A 24,149-nucleotide genomic window follows, 5' to 3' on the forward strand; every position below is an offset into this window, starting at 1 on the left:
ATCTCGCCTTGCCGCGAGCGGAGCTGATGAGCGCGCAACCGGCGGGCGAGCATGGCGCGAGCCCGTTCCGCTACGACAACGGCAACTCCCAGGTGCTCGGGTGGGTCATGCAGCGCGCCATCGGCCGAGTCAGTCGCGCGCCTCCATCTTCCGGTTAAACCAGAGCGCCAGCAATGTACACACCGCTCCGGAAAGCAGATAGCCGCTGACAGCAACCAGCCCGAACTCCACCGACAACCCCAGCGCGACCAGCGGCGCAAATGCCGCCCCGAACAGCCACGCGAAATCGGAAGTCAGCGCCGCGCCGGTATAGCRGAACCTGGCGTCGAAGTTCGCCGTGACGGCGCCCGCGGCCTGCCCATAAGACAAGCCCAGCAAGCCGAAGCCGATCAGGATGAACATGTCTTGCCGGGCCGGGCCGCCGTCCATCAGGTAGGGCGCGAACAAGCTGAATATGGCGATCAGCACCGCCATCAGCGCCAGCGTCGTGCGTCTGCCGATGCGGTCCGCGATCAGTCCGGATGCGATGGTGGCCGCCATGGCGATCCCCGCGCCCGCGATCTGGACGATGAGCACGGAGCTGATGTCCTGCGTCTCGTGCAGCGCGACCCACGACAGCGGAAACACGGTGACCAGATGGAACAGCGCATAGCTCGCCAGCGCGGCGAACGCACCGATGAAGAGGTTGTAGCCCTGCGCGCGAAGCAATGCGACCGGGTTGATCGGCTCCAGTTCTCCCTCGTCCAGCAACTCGGTGTACTCACGGGTCACCACCAGCCTCAGGCGCGCGAACAGGGCAACCACGTTGATCGCGAACGCTACGTAGAACGGATAGCGCCAGCCCCAGTCCAGGAACTCATCGAACTCCAGGGTAACGCGCAGGAAGAGGAACAACGAACCGGCGATCAGGAAGCCGATTGGCGCGCCCAACTGTCCCAGCATCGAGTACCAGCCCCGGCGGTGTGGCGGGGCATTCAACGCCAGCAGCGAAGGCAACCCGTCCCACGAGCCGCCCAGTGCGATGCCCTGCAGGATGCGAAGGAGGGCCAGCAATACGATGGACGTACGCCCGAGCGTGTCGAAGCCAGGCAGGAACGCCATGCCCGCGGTAGCCGTGCCCAGTACGAACAGCGCCGCCGTCAGCTTGATGCTGCGCCCCCAGCGGTGCTGGATGGCCATGAACAGCGCCGTCCCGAAGGGCCGGGCGATGAACGCGAAAGAGAAGATGGTGAAGGAGAGCAGCAGTCCGTCCAGCTGTCTGACGAAGGGGAAGAAGACGGAGGGAAAGACCAGCACCGAGGCGATGCCGTACACGAAGAAGTCGAAATACTCGGAAGCGCGTCCGATGACGACGCCGGCGGCGATCTCTCCCGGAGCGACCTCCCGGTGCATGGCTTCGCGCTCTGTCAGGGCCGGGGATGGTGACGGGTCGTGCTGGTGCGTAACGCTTGACATCATCAGGCCCTCTCGTGGTTCGGGGTGGCGTTTTGTGTCACTCCTTTAAGAATGGCACTTCTTTGACTACAGTGCCATAGGAAATGTTGAGTTTCCGCGGCCAGACCATCGGCGTAGTTTCAACGATCACTTCCACGGCTATGCAATTTCGCATTCGGAGAGTGCCATCCCGCTACGCAAGGCGAGGGTGGCTGTTGCTTCCTGCCATCCTGCTGTTGGCGGGCTGCAACGCGGTATTGCTGGCCCCGGCCGGCGACCTTGCGGTCAGGCAGCGTGATCTAATCATCATTTCAACCGGCTTGATGCTGCTGATCATCCTGCCGGTGATCGCGCTGACGCTGCTGTTCGCGTGGCGCTACCGCGCCGCCAACCGGGAGGYGGTCTACGAGCCGGACTGGGACCATTCCACCTTGCTGGAACTGGTGATCTGGGCCGCGCCGCTGCTCATCATCATCGCCCTGGGCGCGCTGACCTGGGTCAGCACCCACAAGCTGGACCCCTACCAGCCGCTGAGCCGCATCGACGCACAGCGCGATGTGCCCATGGGTGTGGCGCCAATGACGGTCGAGGTGGTCGCGCTGGACTGGAAGTGGCTTTTCTTTTACCYCGAGCTGGGCATCGCCACGGTCAACGAACTGGCGGCGCCGGTGGACCAGCCGATCCGTTTCAAGATCACGGCCTCCACGGTGATGAATTCCTTCTTCATCCCCTCGCTGGCGGGACAGGTCTATGCCATGCCGGGCATGGAGACCCAGCTCCACGCCGTCATCAATCGGACCGGGGTCTACGAGGGCTTCTCCGCCAACTACAGCGGCGCGGGCTTCTCCGGCATGTACTTCAAGTTCCATGGCATGAGCACCGAGGAGTTCGAGCGCTGGGTCCGGCAGGCCAAGGCCGGAGGTGGCGTATTGACGCGCGACGCCTACCTGCAGCTGGAAAAGCCCAGCGAGCTGGAGCCGGTACGCCGATACGCCAGCGTGGCGCCAGGCTTGTACGATGCGATCCTGAACCGCTGCGTGGAAGCCAATCGCCCCTGCATCAAGGACATGATGGCCATGAGCGCGAGCCGCGGGCAGGGCAAGCCGCGGTCCTTCGATGTGGCCGCGCTCGAGGGCGGGGCCGGAACACGAACCGGCCCCATCTGCACCGCGGGCGACCCCGCCGGCATCGGCAATGGTCCCGCCGCAGCATCCGCGAGGGTGTCGCAGCGATGACCCGCCGCTCCCCGATTCCCGCAACAACGCCCCTGCGGCCCTGGTGACCACCATGCCCGAGCACCTTGACCTTGCGAAGCTGATATTTGGCCGCCTGACCTGGGAAGCGATTCCCTTCCACGAGCCCATCCTGCTGGTGACCTTCCTGGTGGTCGCGGCCGGCGGCCTGGCGCTGGTCGGCGCGCTGACGTACTTCCGGGTGTGGGGGTACCTGTGGCACGAGTGGTTCACCAGCATCGACCACAAGAAGATCGGCGTCATGTATGTCGTGCTTGGCATCGTCATGCTGCTGCGGGGCTTTGCCGACGCGATCATGATGCGCCTGCAGCAGTCGGTCTCCTTTGGCGATTCGCTGGGCTACCTGCCGCCGCACCACTATGACCAGATTTTCACCGCCCACGGCGTGATCATGATCTTCTTCGTGGCCATGCCGCTGGTCACCGGGCTTATGAACTTCGTGGTGCCGTTGCAGATCGGCGCGCGCGACGTGGCCTTCCCCTTCCTCAATAACTTCAGTTTCTGGATGACCGTCGGCGGTGCCGTGCTGGTGATGATGTCGCTGTTCGTGGGCGAGTTCGCGCGCACTGGCTGGCTGGCCTATCCGCCGCTGTCCGGCATCCTGCAGAGTCCGGATGTGGGCGTGGATTACTACATATGGGGCTTGCAGGTCGCGGGGCTGGGGACGCTGCTCTCGGGCATCAACCTGCTCGTGACCATCGTGAAGATGCGCGCGCCGGGCATGACCATGATGAAGATGCCGGTCTTTACGTGGACGGCGCTGTGTACCAACGTGCTGATCATCGCCGCCTTTCCGGTGCTGACCGCCGTGCTGGCCCTGCTGGCGCTGGACCGCTACGCGGGCTTCAATTTCTTCACCAACGATCTCGGCGGCAACGCCATGATGTACATCAACCTGATCTGGATCTGGGGCCACCCGGAGGTGTACATCCTGATCCTGCCCGCCTTCGGCATCTTCTCGGAAGTGGTGTCGACCTTCTGCGGCAAGCGCCTCTTCGGCTATGCGTCGATGGTGTACGCCACGGTGGTGATCACGGTGCTGTCCTATCTCGTCTGGCTGCATCACTTCTTCACCATGGGATCGGGCGCCAGCGTCAATTCCTTTTTCGGCATCACCACGATGATCATCTCGATCCCGACCGGGGCGAAGATGTTCAACTGGCTGTTCACCATGTACCACGGGCGCATCCGCTTCGAGGTGCCGATGCTCTGGACCATCGGCTTCATGGTGACCTTTGTCATAGGGGGCATGACCGGCGTGCTGCTGGCCGTGCCGCCCGCCGATTTCTCGCTGCACAACAGCCTCTTCCTGATCGCGCACTTCCATAACGTGATCATCGGCGGCGTGCTGTTCGGGATGATGGCCGGCATTACCTACTGGTTCCCCAAGGCCTTCGGCTACCGGCTCGATCCCTTCTGGGGCAAGTGCTCGTTCTGGTTCTGGCTGGTTGGCTTCTACGTTGCCTTCATGCCGCTCTATGTGCTCGGCCTGATGGGCATCACGCGCCGCATGAGCCATTTCGAGGATGCGTCCCTGCAGATCTGGTTCCAGCTCGCGGCCTTCGGCGCCCTGCTGATCGCGCTCGGCATCGGCAGCTTCCTGATCCAGCTGGTGGTCAGCTTCCGCCGGCGCGAGTCGCTGCGCGACACCACCGGAGACCCGTGGGACGGCCGCACGCTGGAGTGGTCCACCTCTTCGCCGCCGCCCGCCTATAACTTCGCCTTTACGCCGGTCATCCACGACAACGACGCATGGTGGCAGATGAAGTCCCTGCAATACCAGCGCCCGCAGCAGGGTTTCATACCGATCCACATGCCGAAGAACACCGCTGCCGGGATCATAATCGCGGGCCTCAGCACGTTGTTCGGCTTTGCCATGATCTGGCATATGTGGCTGATCGCCGTGGTCTTGTTCGTTGCCACCCTGGCAGTGGCAATCGGCCATACCTTCAACTACAAGCGCGACTACTACATCCCGGCCGACGTTGTCGTCCGCACCGAGGCAGAGCGCTCGCGCCTGCTTGCCAGCCATGGTTGAAACCTCTCTCCCCTACGGCAGCGGCGACACCAGCCTGCCTGAGCGGACGCGCGCGGAAGCGCTCCGTTTTCATGAACTGAGCGAGGTGCATCCGCAGAACGGCACGTTGCTCGGCTTCTGGCTGTACCTGATGAGCGACTGCCTCATCTTTGCCTGCCTGTTCGCCGTGTATGGCGTGCTGGGCCGCCGCTATGCCGGCGGTCCCACGGGCGCCGAGCTGTTCGAGCTGCCGCTGGTCGCCCTCAACACCACCATGCTGCTGCTGTCGTCGATCACCTACGGCTTCGCCGTGCTGGAGATGCAGAAGGACAAGGCGCGCACGACGCTGATCTGGCTCGGCATTACCGGCCTGCTGGGCGCCACCTTCATCGGCATCGAGCTCTACGAGTTCGCGCACCTGGTCCACGAGGGAGCGGGGCCGCAGCGCAGCGCTTTCCTGTCCTCGTTCTTCACGCTGGTGGGCACGCACGGCACGCACGTGACCGTGGGCATCGTCTGGCTGATCACGCTGATGGCGCAGGTCGGGCAGCATGGGCTGATTCCGGAAAACAAGCGCCGGCTGATGTGCCTGTCCATGTTCTGGCACTTCCTGGACGTGGTCTGGATCGGCGTATTCACCTTCGTCTACCTGATGGGAGTGCTGCCATGAGCGCGCATGACAATGCCCTCGATGCCCATGGACATGACCACCATGGCCACGACGACCACGCCCCCAGCACCTTCAGGGGCTACATGACGGGCTTCGTGCTCGCGGTGATCCTGACGGCCATCCCCTTCTGGCTGGTGATGGCAAAGGTGTTCGACAAGTCCAGCACCACGGCGCTGCTCGTGCTGGCCTGCGCCTCGGTGCAGATCGTCGTGCACATGATATATTTCCTGCATATGAATGCCAGGTCGGAAGGCGGTTGGACCATGCTGGCGCTGATTTTCACCATCGTGCTGGTGGTCATCGCGCTGACTGGCTCGCTATGGGTGATGTTCCACCTCGACCAGAACATGATGCCGATGCACGATATGAAGAACCTGCCTTGACTCTCCCGCAACAAGATTTAGCCCGCCCGACCCCAACTCGCAGACGAACCGCCGGTGCACTGATCGTGCTGGCCCTGATTGCCGCTATCGCGGTTGCCGGGCTGGCTGCGCTTGGCACCTGGCAAGTCCAGCGGCGCGCCTGGAAGCTCGACCTCATCGAACGCGTGAACCAGCGGGTGCATGCCCCCGCCACAGCGGCGCCGGGCCCCGGTCAGTGGCCGCGCCTGAACAAGACGGACGACGAATACCGGCGCGTGCAAGTGACCGGCACGTTCCTGCATGACCGCGAGACCCTGGTCCAGGCCGTGACGGAACTGGGTGGCGGCTTCTGGGTGCTGACGCCGCTGCGCGCGGCGGACGGCAGCGTGGTGCTGGTCAACCGGGGCTTTGTGCCGCCGGAGCAGCGCGATCGCGCCACACGCAGCGGGAGCGACCCGGCCGGAGAGACCACGGTGACCGGCCTGTTGCGCTTCAGCGAGCCCGGCAACGGATTCCTGCGCCACAACGACCCGGCGGCCGGCCTCTGGTACGGGCGCGATGTGCCCGCCATTGCCGCCGCCCGCGGGCTCTCGAATGTGGCGCCGTATTTCATCGACGCGGATGCGGCCGCGCCGGGCGGCGAAGGCAGCAAGCGCGTCTGGCCGGAAGGCGGCCTGACGGTGGTCACCTTCAACAACAACCATCTCGGCTATGCCATTACCTGGTACGTACTGGCGCTGATGGCGGCTGGCGCCGCGTGCTATGTTGGCCGCGAGGAATACCGGCGGCTGCGCGGCGGCGCCTAGCCGACCGAGGCTTCGAATACCCGCCGGTAGTTGCCGCCGAGAATCCCGTTCATTTCGTCTTGCGTGAAGCCCGCCGCCAGCAGCGCATCGGCCAGCGAAGGCAATTGCTCGTAACTCCTGAACACCGGTGGGGAAATAAAGCCGAGCATGTCCGTGCCCAGGCCGACATGTTCGACGCCAACCACGTCGGCCATCCGCTTGATGCCCTCGGCCATTGCGCGCAGGTCGCGGAAGGTGCCCGAACTGGGCCAGACGCCGATCACGCCGCCGGTGCCGGCGATCACGCGGGCGTGGTCGGGCGTGATCAGCCGGCTGCGCGTGCCCGGACGCGTCGCCAGCGCGGAGTGCGAGATCACCAGCGGCCTGGTGGACGTCGCCGCGGCGCGCTTCACCAGCGCATAGGTGCCGTGCGCGACGTCGACGACGATGCCCCGCGCATTGCAGCGCCGCACCACCTCCGCGCCAAAATCCGTCAGGCCGCCGTGCACCGGCGTCTCGGTCTGGATATCGCCGAGTTCGTTGACGCGGTAGTGCGTCAGCTGCAGGTGGCGCAACTGGTGCATCGCGTACGCTTCGTCGACGCGCTCCAGTCTGCCTTCAAGAAAATCGGCGCCTTCGGAAGCGATGATCGCGCACGGCCCGGCGCGGCCACGGGCGGCCAGGGACGCCGCGTCTATCACCACATGCATCTGCTCACGCTCGATCAGCCGGTGCGCGCGCGCGAATTCGGCCACGCCGAGCGCGTAAAGCTCGCCCTCCTCCGGCGCTCGCCACGCTTCGAAGCGCGAGCGGTCCGCGGACACGCGCGTGACGGTGGTGTCGGTCACGATCGCCAGGCAGATCACGTTCATGCCGCCGGCGCGCATCGGCGCGGCGAGAGGCTGGAAGGGACGGTCCGCGCCGATGGCGGGATCGCGCGAGACGGTCACGCGGCCGCCGTGGCTGTGCATGTCGATCGTCAGCGCGTTGGCGGGCGGCGCCCATCTGGCGGCAGCGTCAGCCGCTTGTGGGGCGGATGCCGCGGATGACTCGCGCGCTTCGGTGTAGCCGGCGAAGCGTCCCGGCGCGCAGGCGGCAAGCCCGAGCGCCGCGCCGGACGCCAGGAACACGCGCCGGCTGATCGGCGCCACCCCTGCTTGCGGCGCGGGCGCAAGCGCCGAGGCTTCCACCAACTGATAGCGCCAGCCCGCCGGATCGTCGCGCAGCCGCAGCAAACGCCCTCGCAGGCAAACAGCGCGCTCTTGCCGCGCGAGCGGCGCCGCGAGGTACACCTCGATGCAGGCCAGCGGATCGCGTGGCACGCACCCGCCGCAGCATGGCGCCTCGGCGGTGAGCAAGGCATAGTCGGCAGTCTTTTCCGCGGGATCCAGCGGCATCATCCAGCCTGTCACCTCGACCAGGGTGTCATGCAGCGCGTCGGCCGCGCCGGTACGGATTGTCGTCCAGTCAATCTGCGCAATCTGCTCGATCTGCATTGCCGCTCCACGCGTTGGGCATTCGGACCTGAGCGTTGGCCGGTCAGGCATGGCTTGCTTGCGATCCACATGATATCGCGGCGAAATGCGCGGGTGGCTCCCGGTACCGGGCTTGTAGGACGGCGCCCAATTGCCGGACGGGCGCGCACTGCCTACCCTTCCTGTAACGCACGCAGCCGGAGAAACAGATGTTTCGCGATTTCGTAGTATTCCCCGCAGGCGGGGGCTGGGCATTGAAGGTCGATGGCGCCGCCACGGCCATTCTTCAGTACGAAACACGCGAGGAGGCGGCGAGCATCGGCGCCGTGATGGCTGCCAGGCGAGGCGTATCGCTCGTGATCCGCGGGCACGAGGAAAACCCGCCTTGCGTGGCGGCGGCCGATCCCATCGCGTCGTGACCTGTTGCCCGGTTCTGCCTGGCTGCGCCGTGCCCTACTGAGTCAAACCGTTCATGAAGACTTATCACTGCGGCAATTGCTCCAACCATGTCTTCTTCGAGAATGTCATCTGTGAACGCTGCAATGCCCTCCTTGGCTACGTCTGCGAGGACGCGCAGATCAGGGCCTTCGAACCCGCCGAAGGCAACGTGTGGCGGAGCCTGCATGCCGGCGCGGACGACCGGCTCTACAAGCAGTGCGAAAACTATGCGGTGCACGGTGTGTGCAACTGGATGATCCCCGCTGGTTCGGAGGATGCGCTTTGCCAGGCCTGCAAGCTGACCCGCACCACGCCAAATCTCGCGATGCCAAACAACCGCCTGTACTGGGCGCGCCTGGAGACCGCGAAACGCCGCGTGCTCTATACCCTTGTGGCATTGGGATTGCCCGTCGTGTCCCGGGAGGAAGATCCCGAAAATGGCTTGCAGATCGATTTCCTCGAAGATGCCGGTGGCAAACGCGTGATGACGGGGCACGACAAKGGCATCATCACCATGAACATCGCGGAAGCCGACGATGCCCATCGTGAAATGACCCGCTCCCGGATGGGTGAGCCCTACCGTACCTTGCTCGGCCACTTCCGTCACGAGATTGGCCACTACTATTTCGACCGCCTGATTGCCGGCACGCGCTGGCTGGAAGCGTTCCGGGAGCGGTTCGGCGATGAGCGGGCCGACTATGGGGCGGYGCTGCAGGCGCATTACGGCCTGGGTGTCCTGCAAGGATGGGAGCAGACCTACGTCAGCGCCTACGCGGCCGTGCACCCGTGGGAGGACTGGGCCGAAACCTGGGCGCATTACCTGCACATTGTCGATACCGTGGACACCGCCGCGGCGTGCGGGCTTGCACTCAAGCCAAGCAGCGCCGGGGAGCCGACCCTGACGGACCAGACGCCGGTCGAGGATGCGAGCTTCGACAGCCTCATGAACCGGTGGTTTCCGCTCACCTATGTGCTCAACAGCCTGAACCGGAGCCTGGGGCTGCCGGATGGCTACCCGTTTGCGCTGTCGCCGCTTGTCGTGGACAAGCTTCGCTTCGTGCATGACGTGGTGTCGGCGGGGCCACAAGCGCCTTTGCCTGCACCGTAGACCCGTTTCCGCACCATTCCCGTCATTCCGGCATTCGCATAGCAAGTACAATGCTGGGCTTCGTCCCGGAATGTCCGGGTCCGCCCCGCTATACCTGATCCCATGTCCAATCTCATCGTGCACGGCGGCAAGCCGCTCCGCGGCCGTATTACTCCCTCGGCCAACAAGAATGCAGTGCTGCCCGTGCTCTGCGCCACGCTGCTCACCGATGAGCCTTTGCGCTTGCATGGCGTGCCCGATATCACCGACGTGCGCAAGATCCTCGATATCTTCCGCGCTTTGGGCAGCAAGGTGCATATGGACCACGCCACCGGCACGCTGGAACTGCACCATTGCGAAACCGTCTTCGATGCTGCCCGCCATCGGCTGCCCGAGGAAATGCGCTCTTCGATCATGCTGGTGCCCCCGTTGCTGGCGCGCTTCGGCGTTGCCCGGCTGGAGGACAACGTCAAGGGCTGTACGCTTGGCGTGCGCGAGATCGATCCGCACGTCGACGTCTTCCGCCGCTTCGGCGGYGAGGTGGAGCGTGTCGACGGCTCGCTGCTCGTGCGCAGTGCCGGCCTGCTGACACCCACCGACCACTGGCTGGATTACGCATCGGTCACCACGACGGAGAACTTCGTGCTGTGCGCCGCCGCCGCGGGCGGCACGTCCACGCTGACCAATGCGGCATCGGAGCCGCATGTGCAGGAGTTCTGCCGCTTCATGGCGATGATCGGCGCGCGCATCGAAGGCATTGGCACCTCGCGCCTGACGGTGCACGGCGGCAACGCCCTGCGTGGCGGGGAGTTCACCTTCGACGAGGATTTCCACGAGATCACGACCTTCCTGGCGCTGGGCGCCATCACCGGCGGCGATGTTGTCGTGCGCAACAGCGCGCCCGGCAATTTCCCGCTGATCGACCGGACCTTTGCCAAGTTCGGCGTGCAGATCACGCACGAGGACGGCTGGTCGCGCGCCACCTGCGCCGGCCCGCTGAAAGTGCAGACGCCCTTCACCAGCAACGTGCTCACCAAGGTCGAGGCCGCGCCCTGGCCGTATTTCCCGGTGGACCTGCTGCCGATCTTTATCGCGCTGGGCGTGCGCGCGCAGGGCAACGCCATGTTCTGGAACAAGGTGTACGACGGCGCGCTGGGCTGGACCGGCGAGCTGTCGAAGTTCGGCGCGCATGTGTTCTCGTCCGACCCGCACCGGCTCATCACCTTTGGCGGCAATCCGCTGACGCCGGCGGTGGTGGAAAGCCCGTACATCATCCGGGTGGCGATCGCGCTGTTCATGGTGGCCGCCAGCATCGACGGCCGGTCCGAGATCCGCAACGCGGCGCCGATCCGCCGGGCCCATCCCCGCTTTGTCGAGAACCTGCGCAGCCTGGGCGTGCAGGTGGAGTGGACGAGCGAAGATTGAGGGCAGGGCTGCGCGGGCCGGGCAACGCGGGTCTTGCGCAAGCGCGGCCCGCCACGTTCAGCGCGACGCCGCGGCGACTGCCCCGGCGATGTCCACCTCGCCGGGAAAGCTCGGCCTGGTCCGCTTCGCGACCGCCTTGCCGCCGGGATTCTCAGGTTGCAGGTTTACCGGGCAACAGGCGGTCGAACTCGCGCTTTACCACGGCATAGCACTCGCAGGCATGCTTTTCGAGCGCTGGCCGGTCGAGCACCGCAATATGGCCATGGCTGTATCGAATCAGGCCGGCGTTCTGCAGTTTCAAGGCCGCCTCGGTGACGCCCGAGCGCCGCACGCCCAGCATGTTCGAAATCAGTTCCTGCGTCATCGTCAGTTCGTTGGACGGCAGCCGGTCGATGCTTAGCAGCAGCCAGCGGCAGAGTTGCTGCTCGATGGAGTGATGGCGGTTGCAAACGGCGGTCTGGGCCATCTGGGTGATCAAGGCCTGGGTATATCGCAGCAGCAAATGCTGTATGGGACCGCCGCGGGTGAACTCCTGTTTCAGGATCTTTGCATTTAGCCGGTATCCGTGGCCGCCGCTTTGCACGATGGCCCGGCTCGGCGTCGTCTCGCCGCCCATGAACAGGGCAATGCCGACGATTCCCTCATTGCCGACGATGGCAATCTCGGCGGACGCGCCGTCCTCCATCACGTAGAGCAGCGAGACGATCGACGTGGTCGGGAAGTACACATTCGCCATCTGGTCGCCCGACTCGTACACGACATGGCCCAGCGGGAGATCGGTCAGAACCAGATGGGGCGCGAGGCGCAGCCACTCCGCTTCCGGCAGCACGGCCAGAAGGTGGTTGGCCTTGGGATCCTGGACGGAAGTCACGCTTCGCCTCCCAATACTGTTTGGGTTGACTGCCGGTCACATTGGCGTTGTCTGCCCGCGCGCGGAACTGCGGGGACGACAACAGACGGCCTCTATAAATATAGGGCAGCAATATCGGAAGCAGAAGGCGCTGCACGGCCAGGAGTGCGCGTGGAGCCGCGTGGAAACCTTGCCGGGGGACGGCAGGGGGGAGGGGGGGGATGACGCTGCCCGAGGCTTACCCTTGGCTTGCAGCCTGGCATGCGGGATACATGCCAGGCCGCCTGTGCATCAGCCGGTTAGCGGATCTGCAAAGGAAAGAACAGGCTGATGCCGGGTGCCGGCTGAGGTACATAAGCCACGGGTGGCGGCGCATAGACGTAGCCATAGCGCTGGTCGTCATAGTAGTTGCCGCGATAGTGATTGTGATCGTAGCGCTGGTTGCCATGCCACGCGCCGTTATGTCCCTGATGGGCTGAAGGATGCGGGTTGCCAYGGTTCTGCTGGCTGGGATGGTGGTCGCGGTCTTCGCCGAAGGCCGGTGCCGTCGACACGGCGCCGATGGCCATTGCCAGGCCGAATGCCGCGACGGTCCGCGCGCTCGCAGAGCGCATCCACCTTGACCGCGCTGTTGAGGTGTTCATCATGATCTCCTGTGTTCGGGTGGAAGCCCGGACCGCACCGCGTTGCTTGCGCCCGCGGCTGCCATCCGGTTCCGGGATTCAGTTCCTCCTCGAAGCATGTTGCTCCCTGGTCCGGAAGATCAGGTCGGCATTCTTCTTCTGTACGTCCGACATGCTGTCGTACAGGTCCCGGAACACGGGCGTGAGCTTCCTGATGCCATCGGCATGGGCGTCGGCAATCTCGCCATAAGACTTGAGGTCGCCAAGGGCGGTCATGCCTTTGACGTCGTCAGCCCGCTCCTGACGCAGCGAATCCATCCTGCTCGCGTTGTCGCGCATGACCTGCGCGACCTTCAGCCAGAGCTGTTCCTGGGAGCGGGTGATCTGGAGCTTCGCATGCAGGTCGCTGATGTGCATATCGATGCGCTCTTGCTTCGCAATCTTTAAAACGTGCGAGGTACCCTGGGCATCCGTGGCCGTGATGGCGCCGGCGGGACCGGCCAGCGCCAGCGCCGAAAGAAACGCGATGGACGGCAGGACGAACGCCGTCCCTGGCTGGAAATAGCGGGCGGTGAGTTTCATGATCGGTCTCCTTGGACATTCCATGATCCCGCCGGCGGCTCGCCAGTGCTGGCGGCGCGATCGCATGCCTACTTGTGCGCCAGTTCCTGGTGCGCGTCTGTCCGGCACCGGACAAGGATGAGGGGGGAGCCCTGCGCCGGTACGGGGCAGGCGACGGCGTTCGCCAACTGTCCGGCATCGTACCGACACTGCCGCAAATTGGTGTCAGCCTGACTGTCCTGGAAAGATGTCTCGTCGTTCGCGCGATGACGCGCCAGGCGTAGCGCTGGCCGGCCATTCGCCGTCTTCAAGGAGCAAGATCATGAACTCAGATCAAGTGAAGGGTCGCATCGAACAGGCAAAGGGGAAGATGAAGGCAATATTTGGCAAAGGAACGGGTAACAAGAAGACCGAGCTGGCCGGCAAGATAGAACAGATAGTCGGCTCCACGCAGGCTTTGTATGGTGACGCGAAGGAGGAATCCAGGAAGCAGCCGTAGGCGCCCCGTCCTGGCAGAGGAGAGCTGCCGGACCGCCCCCCGGAGTTACCAGCTGAAGCGGTAGCTCCGGGAGCGGTGGAGTTCCCAATCGCCGTTTCCCTTCAGCTCCAGCACCTGTTGGTGGTACTTGAGGAGCGTGGGCCGGTGGCTGACGCTGACCAGTGTCGTCGGGGCGGTGGATAACTGGAAATAAAGACGTTCTTCATTGCCAATGTCCAGGGCGCTGGTGGCCTCATCCAGCATCGCATAGCGTGGTTTCGCAAGCAGCACGCGGGCAAAGGTAAGACGCTGTTGTTCCCCCACGGAGAGAACCTTCCCCCAGTCCAGAACCGCATCCAGCCCGCCAAATCGTTCCACGAAGTCCGGCAGGTTTACCGCGTCAAGCAGTTGCAGGAGTTCCTCGTCGGATATCTTCCGGTCATCGAGATTGGGGTACAGCAGTTGGCTGCGCAGGCTTCCCAGCACCATGTAGGGATGCTGCGGCAGGAACAGCATCTRCTCAAGTTCCGGCCTTGCGATGCGTCCGGTGCCGCAGTTCCACAGCCCCGCTATCGCACGCATCAGCGAACTCTTGCCGCCTCCGCTCGCACCCACGATCAGCAATCCCTGTCCGGGGTTGATCGATACGGTGAGATCCCTGACGAGGGTCCGCTCGTAATTTGGCGTTTGCAAGGTGACATGCTCGAGCGCCAGGCGCGAGTCGCGCGTGGCTTCGATCCGGTCCCCGGCTTGCCTGGGCGTCGCCGGTGCTTCCTTCAGCGAACCTGAGAAAGTGCTCAGCCGGTCGAGTCCGGCGGCAAATCGGCTCAGGCTTTCAAAGTTATCGACGATGACGGTGAGCGCGGCCAGTATCGCGGCAAAGGCGCCGGCTGCCTGGATGGCCCGGCCGACTTCGAGCTCGCCCGAGAGCACGCGCGAAGCCACGATGGCACTCGGCAGCATGATGGTCAGGAATGCATAGGCATACTGAAACAGATTGAGGTTCAGTTGCCATCGGATGAGCTTGCTGAAATTCGCGAAGACGTGATCGAAACGGTCCCGCACGTGAAGGGACTCAAGTGCCTCGCCGCGATGAAAGGTAATCGATTCGGCGTTCTCGCGTACCCGGATCAGGCTGAAGCGGAAATCCGCTTCCCGTTTCAACTGGTAGAAGTTCAACCCGATCAGGATTCTCCCGAACAGGAAGATGGAGACCAGCGTGCCCGCGATTGCATAGAGGACAAGAAACAGGACCAGTTCCTTGGAAATCGACCAGAGCACGCCGCTAAACGCAAAAAGCTGTAACAGTGCCCCCAGTCCAAGCAATAGAAAATACAGGGATTGGTTTGTGAACGTGTTGATATCTTCCGAGATTCTCTGGTCGGGGTTGTCTATCTCGGTATTGGCGTTCAGTTTGTAGAAAGCGTGATTCCTGAAATATTTATCCAGGTAGTGGCTGGTCAGCCAGCGCCGCCAGTGGATGCCAAGTGTATTTCTGACGTAGTAGTAGAGAGCGTAGACCGGCACGGCTGCGATCATGACATAGACGCACAAGAGGATGGAGTGCCAGAATCTGCCGGCATCCTTCGCCGCCAGCGCCGACGTGAACTCGCCGGATTGCTCGTTGAACAGCACATTGACGCCGGTCTGGCCAAGAAGCAGCAGGACCAACAGGAAAAGGAACAGCCTGGCCTTCCATCTTTCCCGCGAGAACCAGTAAGGTTTCGCGATTTCCCAGAATCGCGTCCACAAGTTACCGCCAGCGTTTCCCATGATCCTTCTCTTGCCCGAACCGGAGCCATGATTGCGTCGCCAGCCCGGCCAGAGTGCTTCTCTTGGCAGCGCCGGAACGCGTCACGCCCTTCGAATGCCTGCCTCACGCCCCCCTGAGCCTTCCGGGGTCGTTGATCCGTCACATGTGGTCTTTGCCGGCGAGATGCATGCAATGGGTTGGAAGGCCGTGTATTGAAATATAGGTGAGCCAACCGGCGATGGCGGATTTTTGGCAGGAATCCAGGGCGATATGATTTTGCAAATTGGTACGCTTGCGGACAGTAATTATTTCAAAAACAAGCTATAAATACACGTAGGGGCGCACATGCCGCAACATACCAGAATCGGCGCCGGGATTTTATGGAAGATGTCCGGCATGGGGCCCCACCAGTTTCAGATTCGGATTTGCTGGTTGGCGATTTTTTATAAAAATTGAAAGAAATAAAATCGATCCCTATCCGGATATTTTCATATTGAATGTGGGATAAAGAACCAGATTCTGGTTGGGGGTAAGGGTATGTCAAAGGAAGTTTGTCGCGCCGTCGTCGTTGTCTATCGAAGTAGTCCGGCCAGCTGGTTCTTTGCTGAAGTGGATGGCAATGACATCTACCGGTTCGGGCCGTTCGAGAGTGAACGCATCGTTAGCGAAATCCTCCCCGTGATCTACCCTGCCGACCTGCAGCGTGAAACCATCACCGCGATGATCGATTGCGACGATGCCACCCTGCTATGCGCGGCGCGCGGAAACATCGCGCCGCCGCCTCCCGGCCCCAGGGCGAATGAAAAGCCGCAGGCGCAGGCATCCGTCTCCTCTGGCTCCGTCTGGCGAGCCTTCTTCAGTCGCCATATCCAGGGCCGGATGGCGTGAGGAACAGTCTCGCGCGCCGTCACGGGAAATTCCCGCGATGGGGGCACGGCCATTCCGCATGACACTACGTGAATGCCGGCACCGCGTCGGTACGCAAGCGGGCATGCCCGCTTGCGATTGCGGGACTTGGCTGATGAACCCATATCGCATTGCTGCCTCTGCCTCGCCAGCGAATGTGTCAGTCCTGCCGGGCAGCTTTGCTGCCGTCGCGCTTCAGCTGGAAACTGTCCGGCAAATGTCCGGAGAATGTCTGAAGAAGAAGTCTGAAATGCCGAAGCGCGGGCGCGCATCAAGCCGTAAGACAACCGGTACGGGACCGTACCGATTCTTATTTCAATCCCGGGCATGATGCCGCCGGTTGCCTTTTGACTTTCCGCGCATACCGGATGCCATGAACGAGACTGCAGCGAAGATCGGCTTTACGTCACTTGCCCATGGGCTGCATGCATATCGCCATTGATTGTTGCCGCTGTTCGACATAAGACTGAAGACAGCGCGTCGCATGCGCACCTCCTGCCCGAAGAACCGGAGATAAGACATGGAAGAAGATCTCGTTCAGCGGATACGGTCCAATCCCAACTATCAGCGGCTGGTATCGACCCGTTCTACCTACGGATGGGTGCTCGCCGGGATGATGATGGTCGTGTATTACGGCTACATTCTCCTGGTTGCCTTCGGCAAGACCCTGCTTTCCACCAGGATCGGCGACGGCGTGATGACCTGGGGTATTCCGATCGGACTCTTTGTGATCGTATTTACCGTGGCCATCACCGGCATCTACGTCTGGCGCGCCAATCGCGAATTCGACGACCTGACGGCTCAGATTCGCAAGGAGGTGCTGTAATGTCGACCCGGAACCGCATCCTGAGCACACTGACGCTGCTTGCCCTGTGCGGGGCGGTCTGGGGAGCCGGCGGCGACCTTGGCCAAATGCAGAAGCAGCCGACCAACTGGACTGCGATCTCCATGTTCGCTGTCTTTGTGGTGTTTACCCTGTTCATCACGAAATGGGCCGCCAGCAAAACCAAGTCCGCCGCGGATTTCTATACGGCCGGCGGCGGCATCACCGGCTTCCAGAACGGCCTGGCAATCGCGGGCGACTATATGTCCGCGGCATCTTTCCTCGGGATATCGGCCGCGGTTTATTCGAACGGCTATGACGGCCTGATTTATTCGATCGGCTTTCTGGTCGGCTGGCCCGTCATCACCTTCCTGATGGCCGAGCGGCTGCGTAACCTCGGCCGCTTCACCTTCGCCGACGTGGCTGCCTATCGCTTCGAGCAGACACCGATCCGCGTATTCGCGGCCTCGGGCACGCTGGTGGTGGTGGCGTTCTACCTGATTGCCCAGATGGTCGGCGCCGGACAGCTGATCAAGCTGCTGTTCGGCCTGGAGTACTGGCTTGCCGTGGTGATCGTCGGCACGCTGATGATGGTTTATGTTCTGTTCGGGGGCATGACGGCGACCACATGGGTCCAGATCATCAAGGCCGGCCTGCTGCTCGCGGGCGCGACGTTCATGGCAGTCATGGTGCTGGCGCAGTTCCATTTCAATCCCGAAGCGCTGTTTGCCAAGGCGGTCGACGTCCATGCCAAGAAGGATGCCATCATGGGTCCCGGCACCTTCATCAAGGATCCGATTTCCGCCATTTCATTCGGCATGGCGCTGATGTTCGGCACGGCAGGGCTGCCGCACATCCTGATGCGGTTCTTTACCGTGCCAAGCGCCAAGGAAGCGCGCAAGTCCGTGTTCTGGGCGACGACATGGATCGCCTACTTCTACCTGCTGACATTCATCATCGGCTTTGGCGCCATCGTGCTGGTCAGCACCAACCCGGTATATAAGGATGCGCTTGGCGGCTTGCTGGGCGGCAACAACATGGCTGCCATCCACCTTGCGAACGCCGTTGGCGGCAATGTGTTCCTCGGTTTTATCTCCGCGGTGGCCTTCGCCACGATTCTTGCCGTGGTCGCCGGGCTGACGCTGTCCGGCGCTACTGCGGTTTCGCATGACCTTTATGCGACCGTGTTCAAGAAAGGCAAGGCGGCCAGCGATAAGGAATTGCGCGTTTCGCGGTATACGACAGTCGCGCTGGGCGTCGTGGCGGTGATTCTCGGGATTGCGTTCGAGAAGCAGAACATCGCGTTCATGGTGTCCCTGGCCTTTGCCGTTGCGGCATCGGCTACCTTCCCCGTGCTGTTCATGGCTGTGCTCTGGAAAGACTGCACGACGCGCGGCGCGACCATCGGCGGCTTTCTCGGCCTGATCACCGCGGTCGGGCTGACCATTGTCTCCAAATCGGTCTGGGTGGATGTATTCGGCTACAAGGATGCGATCTTTCCGTACACATCGCCTGCCTTGTTTTCGATGACCGCAGGCTTTGTCGGCATCTGGCTGTTCTCGATTCTCGACAATAGCGATCGTGCCCGGGTTGACCGCGCAGGGTACGAGGCGCAGAGAGTCCGGTCGGAAACCGGCATTGGCGCGTCGGGCGCTTCCGGCCACTGAAGGACGTGCCGTGTTGCGCCGCAACCTTGTCGGACACCGCCTGATCGCGCTGTTTGCCCTGGGCTGGCTGCTGTTCAACTATCCGCTGCTGGCCCTGTTCAACAACACGCTCACCTGGTTCGGCATCCCGCTGTTGTACGCCTATCTGTTCGCCGCATGGGCGGTGCTTATCGTTCTGCTGGCAGTCACCGCGGAGCAGGAAGCACCGCGAAAAGGAAACCCTCAGTTCGCCCCGCCCGCACCTGCGCCGAGGGACTGACATGCTGCAGGGCTGGGTCGTTGCGCTGGCGTCGTTCACGTACCTTGGCATGCTGTTCGCCATTGCGTATTACGGCGACAAGCGCTCGGACGCGGGCGCCAGCGTCATCAACAACCCATACCTGTATGCGTTGTCGCTGGCCGTGTACGCCACCTCGTGGACATACTACGGCAGCGTCGGCCGCGCCGCCGTCAGCGGCATCGGCTTCTTGCCCATCTACCTCGGCCCTACACTGATGGCGGCGCTATGGTGGACCGTGCTGCGCAAGATCATCCGTATCAGCAAGAACAACCGCATCACGTCGATTGCCGATTTCCTGGCTTCGCGATACGGCAAGAGCGCGCTGCTTGGCGGCCTTGTCACGCTGGTGTCGGTGGTGGGCATCGTGCCTTATATCGCGCTGCAACTAAAGGCCGTCTCGGCGAGCGTGGCGGTACTGGTGCATTCCGCCGACATCGGCATCCGGCGCGGCACGGCAGGGCCGGTGTGGTCGGACACCACGCTGTACCTCGCGCTGATGCTGGCCATATTCACCATCCTGTTCGGCGCCCGCCATATCGATGCTGCGGAGCGCCATGAGGGCATGGTCGCCGCGATTGCGTTTGAATCGCTGGTAAAGCTGGCGGCCTTTCTCTCGGTAGGGATCTTCGTCACCTTTGGCCTGTACGATGGCTTCGGGGATCTGTTCGGGCGCGCGGGCGCGGTTCCCGCGCTGAAGGCGCTCCTGACATTGAATGGCGGTACCGTGACATTCGGCAGCTGGGCCGCGCTGGTATTCCTGTCGATGCTGTCGATCCTGCTCCTGCCGCGCCAGTTCCAGATCGCCGTGGTCGAGAACGTCGACGAGAATCACCTCAGGAAAGCCATCTGGATGCTGCCCTTGTACCTCCTGGCGATCAATCTCTTTGTGTTGCCGATCGCCTTCGCAGGCGTGCTGCGCTTTCCGGGCGGCCAGGTCGACCCGGATATGTTCGTGCTGGCGTTGCCGCTGCAGGAAGGCGCTCCGGCGCTGACGCTCCTTGTGTTCATCGGCGGGCTGTCGGCCGCGACCGGCATGGTCATCGTCGAAACCATCGCGCTCAGCACCATGGTCTGCAATGACCTGGTGATGCCCTTGCTGCTGCGCCTGAAGCCCCTGCGGTTCGGCCATCGCGCCGATATCAGCGCGATGCTGCTCGCGATCCGGCGCGCGGCCATCGTGCTGTTGATGATGCTGGGATACGCCTACTTCCGCCTGGCCGGCGAAGCGTACGCGCTGGTCTCGATCGGCCTGATCTCGTTCGCGGCCGTGGCGCAGTTCGCGCCCGCGATGCTGGGCGCCATCTATTGGAAGAACGGCACGCGGCGCGGCGCGCTGGCTGGCCTCGGCGCAGGCTTCCTGCTCTGGCTGTACACGCTCCTGCTGCCATCGTTCGCGCAGTCCGGCTGGCTGCCGGCCAGTTTTGTCGAATACGGGCCGTTCGGCATCGGGTGGCTGAAGCCGCAGCAACTGTTTGGCCTGGCCGGGCTGGACCCGGTCTCGCATGCGCTGTTCTGGAGCATGCTGGCGAACGTCGGCGGCTATGCCGGCGTGTCGCTCACCAGTCCGCAAAGCGCGGCGGAACGGGTGCAGGCCATCCTGTTCGTGGATGCCTATGCCCACGGCGGCAGCGCACTGGGTTCCCATGTGTGGCGCGGCAGCGCTTCGGCCGAAGCGGTACTTGCGTTGTTGCGGCGCTTCCTTGGCGGCGTACGGGCCGACGAAGCGTACGCGCGGTTCCACCGCGAGCGTGCCGGCGCCAGCCCGCTGGCCGCCGACGCCGCGCTGGTGCATTTCGCGGAAATCCAGCTGGCAGGTGCGATCGGCGCCGCATCGGCGCGCGCGATGATCGCCTCGGCGGTGAATGAAGAGCCGCTCGGCCTGGACGAAGTCATGGCAATACTGGATGAGACCTCGCAAGCGGTCGCCTACAGCCGGCAACTGGAACAGAAWTCGCGAGAACTGGAGATGGTATCGGCCGGACTCAAGGCCGCCAACATGCGGCTCACCGAGCTTGATCACATGAAGGACGACTTTATTTCGACAGTGACGCACGAGTTGCGYACCCCGCTTACGTCAATCCGCGCGTTCTCCGAAATTCTTCGCGACCATCCCGATCTTGCCGCTGCCAGGCGCAGCGAATACCTTGACATTGTGATCAAGGAAAGCGAGCGCCTCACACGTCTCATCAACAACGTGCTCGACCTTGCCAAGATCGAATCCGGCAGCACCGAATGGCACCCCGTGCCACTAGACTTGAAACAAGTGATCGAGGATGCGGTAAGCGCCACCCGGCAACTGTTTGCGGACCAGCGCATTCAGCTTGAGCTGCACCTGCCGCCGCAGGTCCCGCTGATACTGGCCGACCCCGACCGGCTGATGCAGGTGATGCTCAACCTGCTGTCGAACGCGGCAAAGTTCTGCGACCGCGCGGACGGCCGGGTCGCGGTGAGCCTGGAGGCGGCGGGCGGCAATTTGCGCGTCGCGGTGCGCGACAACGGTTGCGGCGTGCGCCCGCAGGATCGGGAGCTGATCTTCGACAAGTTCCGCCAGGGCGGCGACAGGCTGGCGGGCAAGCCCCAGGGCACCGGGCTCGGATTGCCGATCAGCCGGGAAATCATCCGCCATTTCGGCGGTGCGCTGTGGCTGGAGACCACGCAGGACAACGGCGCGGTATTCGTATTCACGCTGCCGCTGCCGAACGCACCGGAGACAACGTCATGACCCACAAAGTCCTTATCGCCGACGACGAACCGAACATCGTGATCTCCCTGGAATTCCTGATGCAGCAGAGCGGCTACGAGGTGGGCATCGCGCGCGACGGGGAGGAAGCCCTGGCGCAGATGGCCGCGTTCCAGCCCGATCTTGTCCTGCTCGACATCATGCTGCCGCTGCGCAGCGGCTTCGAGGTCTGCCAGAAGATCCGCGAGAACAAGGCCTGGGATCGGGTCAGGGTGGTCATGCTATCGGCGAAGGGGCGGGACCTTGAGGTGAGCAAGGGCCTCGCGCTGGGCGCCGATGCGTACATCACCAAGCCGTTTTCCACCAAGGAGCTGGTTGAGAAGGTGGGCGCATTGCTCGCGAGCTGTCAGAGAGACCCCGAATGATTCGAACGTGGATCGCCGGGCACCGCTTCGGCGTGACATTGGCGCTGCTCTTCCTGGCGCAGTTGCTGCTCGCCGGCGCGATCCTCCTGCCGCTCGCGATCGACCTGCCGGACGCGCAGCGCACCTGGTTGCGCGCGTTGCTGCTGCAGCGCGGCGCGCTGTGGATTGCCCTCGCGTTGCTGCTGCTGCTTGGCCTGGGCATTGGCCTGAAAGCCCTGTTCGACGCCTACCTGACGCCGGTCGCGCGGCTGGCCGAAGACGCCGCGCTGCTTGCGGCCAACCCCGGTCATCGCATCGCGCCACAGGGCGCGCGCGATGTGCGCATCCTGGTCGACAAGCTTAACCTGCTGGCGGCGTCCCATCAGGCCGTGCACGACGACGTGCAGGCCAGGATCGAGCTGGCGAACCGCGCGCTGGCCGAGGAGAAGAACCGGCTCGCCGCGCTCATGGCGGAGCTTGCGCTGAGCGTGCTGGTCTGCAATATCGAAGGGCGAATATTGCTCTACAACGACAGCGCCAGGCAGTTGCTGGAAGCTGGCCGGGGCGGCGCGCCCGCGGCTGGCATTGCGGCAATCGGCCTGGGCCGCTCCGTGTTCGGCGTGATCGAGCGGGGTCTCATCCTGCACGCGCTGGAACAGCTGCAGCACCAGCTCCGCGAGGGCGGGGCCCGCGGGGCGCGGCCGGTATCCGGATTCGTCGCCACGCTGTCGCAGGGCCAGATCGTGCGCGCGCACATGGCACCCGTGTTCGACAGCGCGCATACCCTCAACGGCTTCGTGCTGACGCTGGAAGACATCACCCGCAACGTCGAGGCCGACAACCGCCGCGACGCGTTGCTGCAGTCGCTCACGCAAGATGCGCGCGCCACGCTGGCGAATCTCCTTACGGCGGTGGAAACCCTCCAGGCGTTCCCGGCAATGAACGCTGAGAAGCGAGCCCAGCTTACCGGCATCATCGACGACGAATCGCAGCGCCTGGTGGGCCAGATCGGCCGTGCCGTGGATCAGCGCGGCGCCGGGATGGACAGCCATCAGGAGCTTGAAGAGATGCGCGGCGCCGACCTGCTCGCGCTGCTGCTGCGGCGGATCGGCAGCCCGTCGCTCAGCGTAGCCGCCAGCGATGCGGTCGACGCCACGCTGTGGCTCAAGGTGGACAGCTATGCCTTGACCCAGGCGCTGGCTTATCTGGCGCAGCGGCTCGCTACCGAAGCCGGCGTCACCGAGTTGCGTTTCGGCCTGTGCCGTGCCGGCCGTCTGGCCTATCTCGACCTTACCTGGCGCGGCGCGCCGCCAACCGCCGACATGCTGCGGGCGTGGGAGAACGCACCATTGCAGGCCGGTGCGGCCCTCTCACTGAGCGCGCTGATGGCGCGTCAGGGCGGCGAGACCGTATGTTCGTCCGGCTCGTCGCCCGACATGGCCCGCTACCGTCTGATGCTGCCGGTCTCCGAGCCGCGGTCGGCGCTGGACAGCCTGCCGGCACAGCAAGGCCGCCCGGAGTTCTACGATTTCGACCTGTTCCACCAGCCGGGACAAAACGCCGAAATCGACCAGTGCCTGCTCGCGCAACTCAGCTACACGGTGTTCGATACCGAGACCACGGGGCTGGAGCCTGCCGCCGGCGATGAAATCATCTCCATCGGCGCCTTGCGCATCGTCAACGGCCGGCTGTTGCAGCGGGAGAGTTTCGAGCAGCTGATCCAGCCGCGGGGCGCGCTGAGCGCCGGGTCGATAGCGGTTCACGGCATCACGCACGCCATGCTCAATGGCCAGCCAATGATCGAAACCGTGTTGCCGCAGTTTCACCGTTTCGCCGCGGATACCGTGCTCGTCGCGCACAATGCCGCGTTCGACATGAAGTTCCTGCAAATGCTGGAGGAAAGAACCGGCACCGCCTTCACGCAACCCGTCCTCGATACGCTGCTGTTATCGCAGGTGATCCACCCCCATCAGACCGAGCACACACTGGAAGCGATCGCCAGCCGTCTCGGCGTGGCGGTGATTGGCCGCCATACCGCCCTGGGAGACGCGATCGTCACTGGCGAGGTCTTTCTCAAGATGACCCCGCTGCTCGCGGAAAAAGGCATTGTCACCCTGAAGGATGCCCGCGATGCCGCGCAACAGACCCTTTACGCGCGGCTCCGGTACTGAGGAACGT

General features: G+C 63.5%; 22 protein-coding genes. 16 read left to right on the plus strand and 6 right to left on the minus strand.

The window, feature by feature from the left end:
• Positions 1–129 precede the first annotated feature (129 nt).
• On the minus strand, positions 130–1,455 hold the full coding sequence (locus AC1DKD_RS03890; protein WP_477142970.1) for an MFS transporter: 1,326 nt from the start codon (positions 1,453–1,455) through the stop codon (positions 130–132).
• A gap of 140 nt (positions 1,456–1,595) precedes the next feature.
• Here AC1DKD_RS03890 and cyoA point away from each other — a divergent pair, with 140 nt between their 5' ends.
• The 5 genes from cyoA to AC1DKD_RS03915 all read left to right on the plus strand — a co-directional run bounded on the left by cyoA (position 1,596) and on the right by AC1DKD_RS03915 (position 6,542).
• Positions 1,596–2,669, plus strand: coding sequence for a ubiquinol oxidase subunit II (gene cyoA, locus AC1DKD_RS03895; protein ID WP_477142957.1), 1,074 nt, complete (start codon positions 1,596–1,598; stop codon positions 2,667–2,669).
• 52 nt (positions 2,670–2,721) lie between these two features.
• The gene (gene cyoB, locus AC1DKD_RS03900) at positions 2,722–4,725 is read left to right on the plus strand and encodes a cytochrome o ubiquinol oxidase subunit I (protein ID WP_477111125.1); all 2,004 of its coding nucleotides are present in this window, start codon (positions 2,722–2,724) and stop codon (positions 4,723–4,725) included.
• On the plus strand, positions 4,718–5,374 hold the full coding sequence (gene cyoC / locus AC1DKD_RS03905; RefSeq protein WP_441625905.1) for a cytochrome o ubiquinol oxidase subunit III: 657 nt from the start codon (positions 4,718–4,720) through the stop codon (positions 5,372–5,374). The genes cyoB and cyoC overlap by 8 nt, the downstream gene beginning before the upstream one ends.
• A complete protein-coding gene (gene cyoD, locus AC1DKD_RS03910; RefSeq protein WP_441625907.1) occupies positions 5,371–5,757 on the plus strand; it encodes a cytochrome o ubiquinol oxidase subunit IV in 387 nt (128 codons plus the stop codon). Before cyoC ends, cyoD begins: the two co-directional genes overlap by 4 nt.
• A gap of 65 nt (positions 5,758–5,822) precedes the next feature.
• Positions 5,823–6,542, plus strand: a complete 720-nt coding sequence (locus AC1DKD_RS03915; protein WP_441625909.1) for an SURF1 family protein — start codon at positions 5,823–5,825, stop codon at positions 6,540–6,542.
• Here AC1DKD_RS03915 and AC1DKD_RS03920 read toward each other — a convergent pair.
• A complete protein-coding gene (locus AC1DKD_RS03920; protein ID WP_441625911.1) occupies positions 6,539–8,017 on the minus strand; it encodes a dipeptidase in 1,479 nt (492 codons plus the stop codon). The two genes, AC1DKD_RS03915 and AC1DKD_RS03920, sit on opposite strands and share 4 nt — an antisense overlap.
• Before the next feature lie 188 nt (positions 8,018–8,205).
• On the opposite strand from AC1DKD_RS03920, the gene AC1DKD_RS03925 reads away from it, so the two are divergent.
• From AC1DKD_RS03925 to AC1DKD_RS03935, 3 genes are all read left to right on the plus strand, one after another.
• Positions 8,206–8,415 carry a DUF2188 domain-containing protein gene (locus AC1DKD_RS03925; RefSeq protein ID WP_441625913.1) on the plus strand — a complete coding sequence of 70 codons (210 nt, stop codon included), beginning with the start codon at positions 8,206–8,208 and terminating at the stop codon, positions 8,413–8,415.
• A gap of 53 nt (positions 8,416–8,468) precedes the next feature.
• Positions 8,469–9,542 carry a zinc-binding metallopeptidase family protein gene (locus tag AC1DKD_RS03930; protein WP_477142958.1) on the plus strand — a complete coding sequence of 358 codons (1,074 nt, stop codon included), beginning with the start codon at positions 8,469–8,471 and terminating at the stop codon, positions 9,540–9,542.
• Positions 9,543–9,644: 102 nt separating this feature from the next.
• A complete protein-coding gene (locus tag AC1DKD_RS03935) occupies positions 9,645–10,946 on the plus strand; it encodes a UDP-N-acetylglucosamine 1-carboxyvinyltransferase (RefSeq protein ID WP_441625917.1) in 1,302 nt (433 codons plus the stop codon).
• Between the two features lie 151 nt (positions 10,947–11,097).
• On the opposite strand, the gene AC1DKD_RS03940 is transcribed toward AC1DKD_RS03935, so the two are convergent.
• From AC1DKD_RS03940 to AC1DKD_RS03950, 3 genes are all read right to left on the minus strand, one after another.
• On the minus strand, positions 11,098–11,817 hold the full coding sequence (locus AC1DKD_RS03940; protein ID WP_441625919.1) for a Crp/Fnr family transcriptional regulator: 720 nt from the start codon (positions 11,815–11,817) through the stop codon (positions 11,098–11,100).
• Between the two features lie 278 nt (positions 11,818–12,095).
• Positions 12,096–12,443: a hypothetical protein gene (locus tag AC1DKD_RS03945; protein WP_477142959.1), complete on the minus strand. Its 348-nt coding sequence runs from the start codon at positions 12,441–12,443 to the stop codon at positions 12,096–12,098.
• 75 nt (positions 12,444–12,518) lie between these two features.
• Positions 12,519–13,001, minus strand: a complete 483-nt coding sequence (locus AC1DKD_RS03950) for a Spy/CpxP family protein refolding chaperone (protein ID WP_441625923.1) — start codon at positions 12,999–13,001, stop codon at positions 12,519–12,521.
• 301 nt (positions 13,002–13,302) lie between these two features.
• Between AC1DKD_RS03950 and AC1DKD_RS03955 the strand changes: the two genes are divergently transcribed.
• Positions 13,303–13,479, plus strand: coding sequence for a CsbD family protein (locus tag AC1DKD_RS03955; protein ID WP_441625925.1), 177 nt, complete (start codon positions 13,303–13,305; stop codon positions 13,477–13,479).
• 45 nt (positions 13,480–13,524) lie between these two features.
• On the opposite strand, the gene AC1DKD_RS03960 is transcribed toward AC1DKD_RS03955, so the two are convergent.
• Complete coding sequence (locus tag AC1DKD_RS03960) at positions 13,525–15,231, minus strand: ABC transporter ATP-binding protein/permease (protein ID WP_477142960.1); 1,707 nt, start codon at positions 15,229–15,231, stop codon at positions 13,525–13,527.
• 517 nt (positions 15,232–15,748) lie between these two features.
• Between AC1DKD_RS03960 and AC1DKD_RS03965 the strand changes: the two genes are divergently transcribed.
• From AC1DKD_RS03965 to AC1DKD_RS03995, 7 genes are all read left to right on the plus strand, one after another.
• Positions 15,749–16,099 carry a hypothetical protein gene (locus AC1DKD_RS03965; RefSeq protein ID WP_441625929.1) on the plus strand — a complete coding sequence of 117 codons (351 nt, stop codon included), beginning with the start codon at positions 15,749–15,751 and terminating at the stop codon, positions 16,097–16,099.
• A gap of 538 nt (positions 16,100–16,637) precedes the next feature.
• Positions 16,638–16,943: a DUF485 domain-containing protein gene (locus AC1DKD_RS03970; RefSeq protein WP_441625931.1), complete on the plus strand. Its 306-nt coding sequence runs from the start codon at positions 16,638–16,640 to the stop codon at positions 16,941–16,943.
• Entirely contained in the window at positions 16,943–18,607 is a 1,665-nt protein-coding gene (locus AC1DKD_RS03975) for a cation acetate symporter (protein ID WP_441625933.1), read from the plus strand. The genes AC1DKD_RS03970 and AC1DKD_RS03975 overlap by 1 nt, the downstream gene beginning before the upstream one ends.
• 10 nt (positions 18,608–18,617) lie before the next feature.
• On the plus strand, positions 18,618–18,866 hold the full coding sequence (locus AC1DKD_RS03980; RefSeq protein ID WP_441625935.1) for a hypothetical protein: 249 nt from the start codon (positions 18,618–18,620) through the stop codon (positions 18,864–18,866).
• Between the two features lies 1 nt (position 18,867).
• Positions 18,868–21,609 carry an ATP-binding protein gene (locus AC1DKD_RS03985; protein ID WP_477142961.1) on the plus strand — a complete coding sequence of 914 codons (2,742 nt, stop codon included), beginning with the start codon at positions 18,868–18,870 and terminating at the stop codon, positions 21,607–21,609.
• Positions 21,606–21,992 (plus strand): response regulator transcription factor, encoded by a 387-nt coding sequence (locus AC1DKD_RS03990; protein ID WP_477111129.1) that lies wholly within the window; start codon positions 21,606–21,608, stop codon positions 21,990–21,992. Before AC1DKD_RS03985 ends, AC1DKD_RS03990 begins: the two co-directional genes overlap by 4 nt.
• Complete coding sequence (locus tag AC1DKD_RS03995) at positions 21,989–24,142, plus strand: 3'-5' exonuclease (protein WP_441625941.1); 2,154 nt, start codon at positions 21,989–21,991, stop codon at positions 24,140–24,142. The genes AC1DKD_RS03990 and AC1DKD_RS03995 overlap by 4 nt, the downstream gene beginning before the upstream one ends.
• Positions 24,143–24,149 lie beyond the last annotated feature (7 nt).

The sequence above is a fragment of the Cupriavidus sp. 05T313 genome (genome assembly GCF_056396665.1).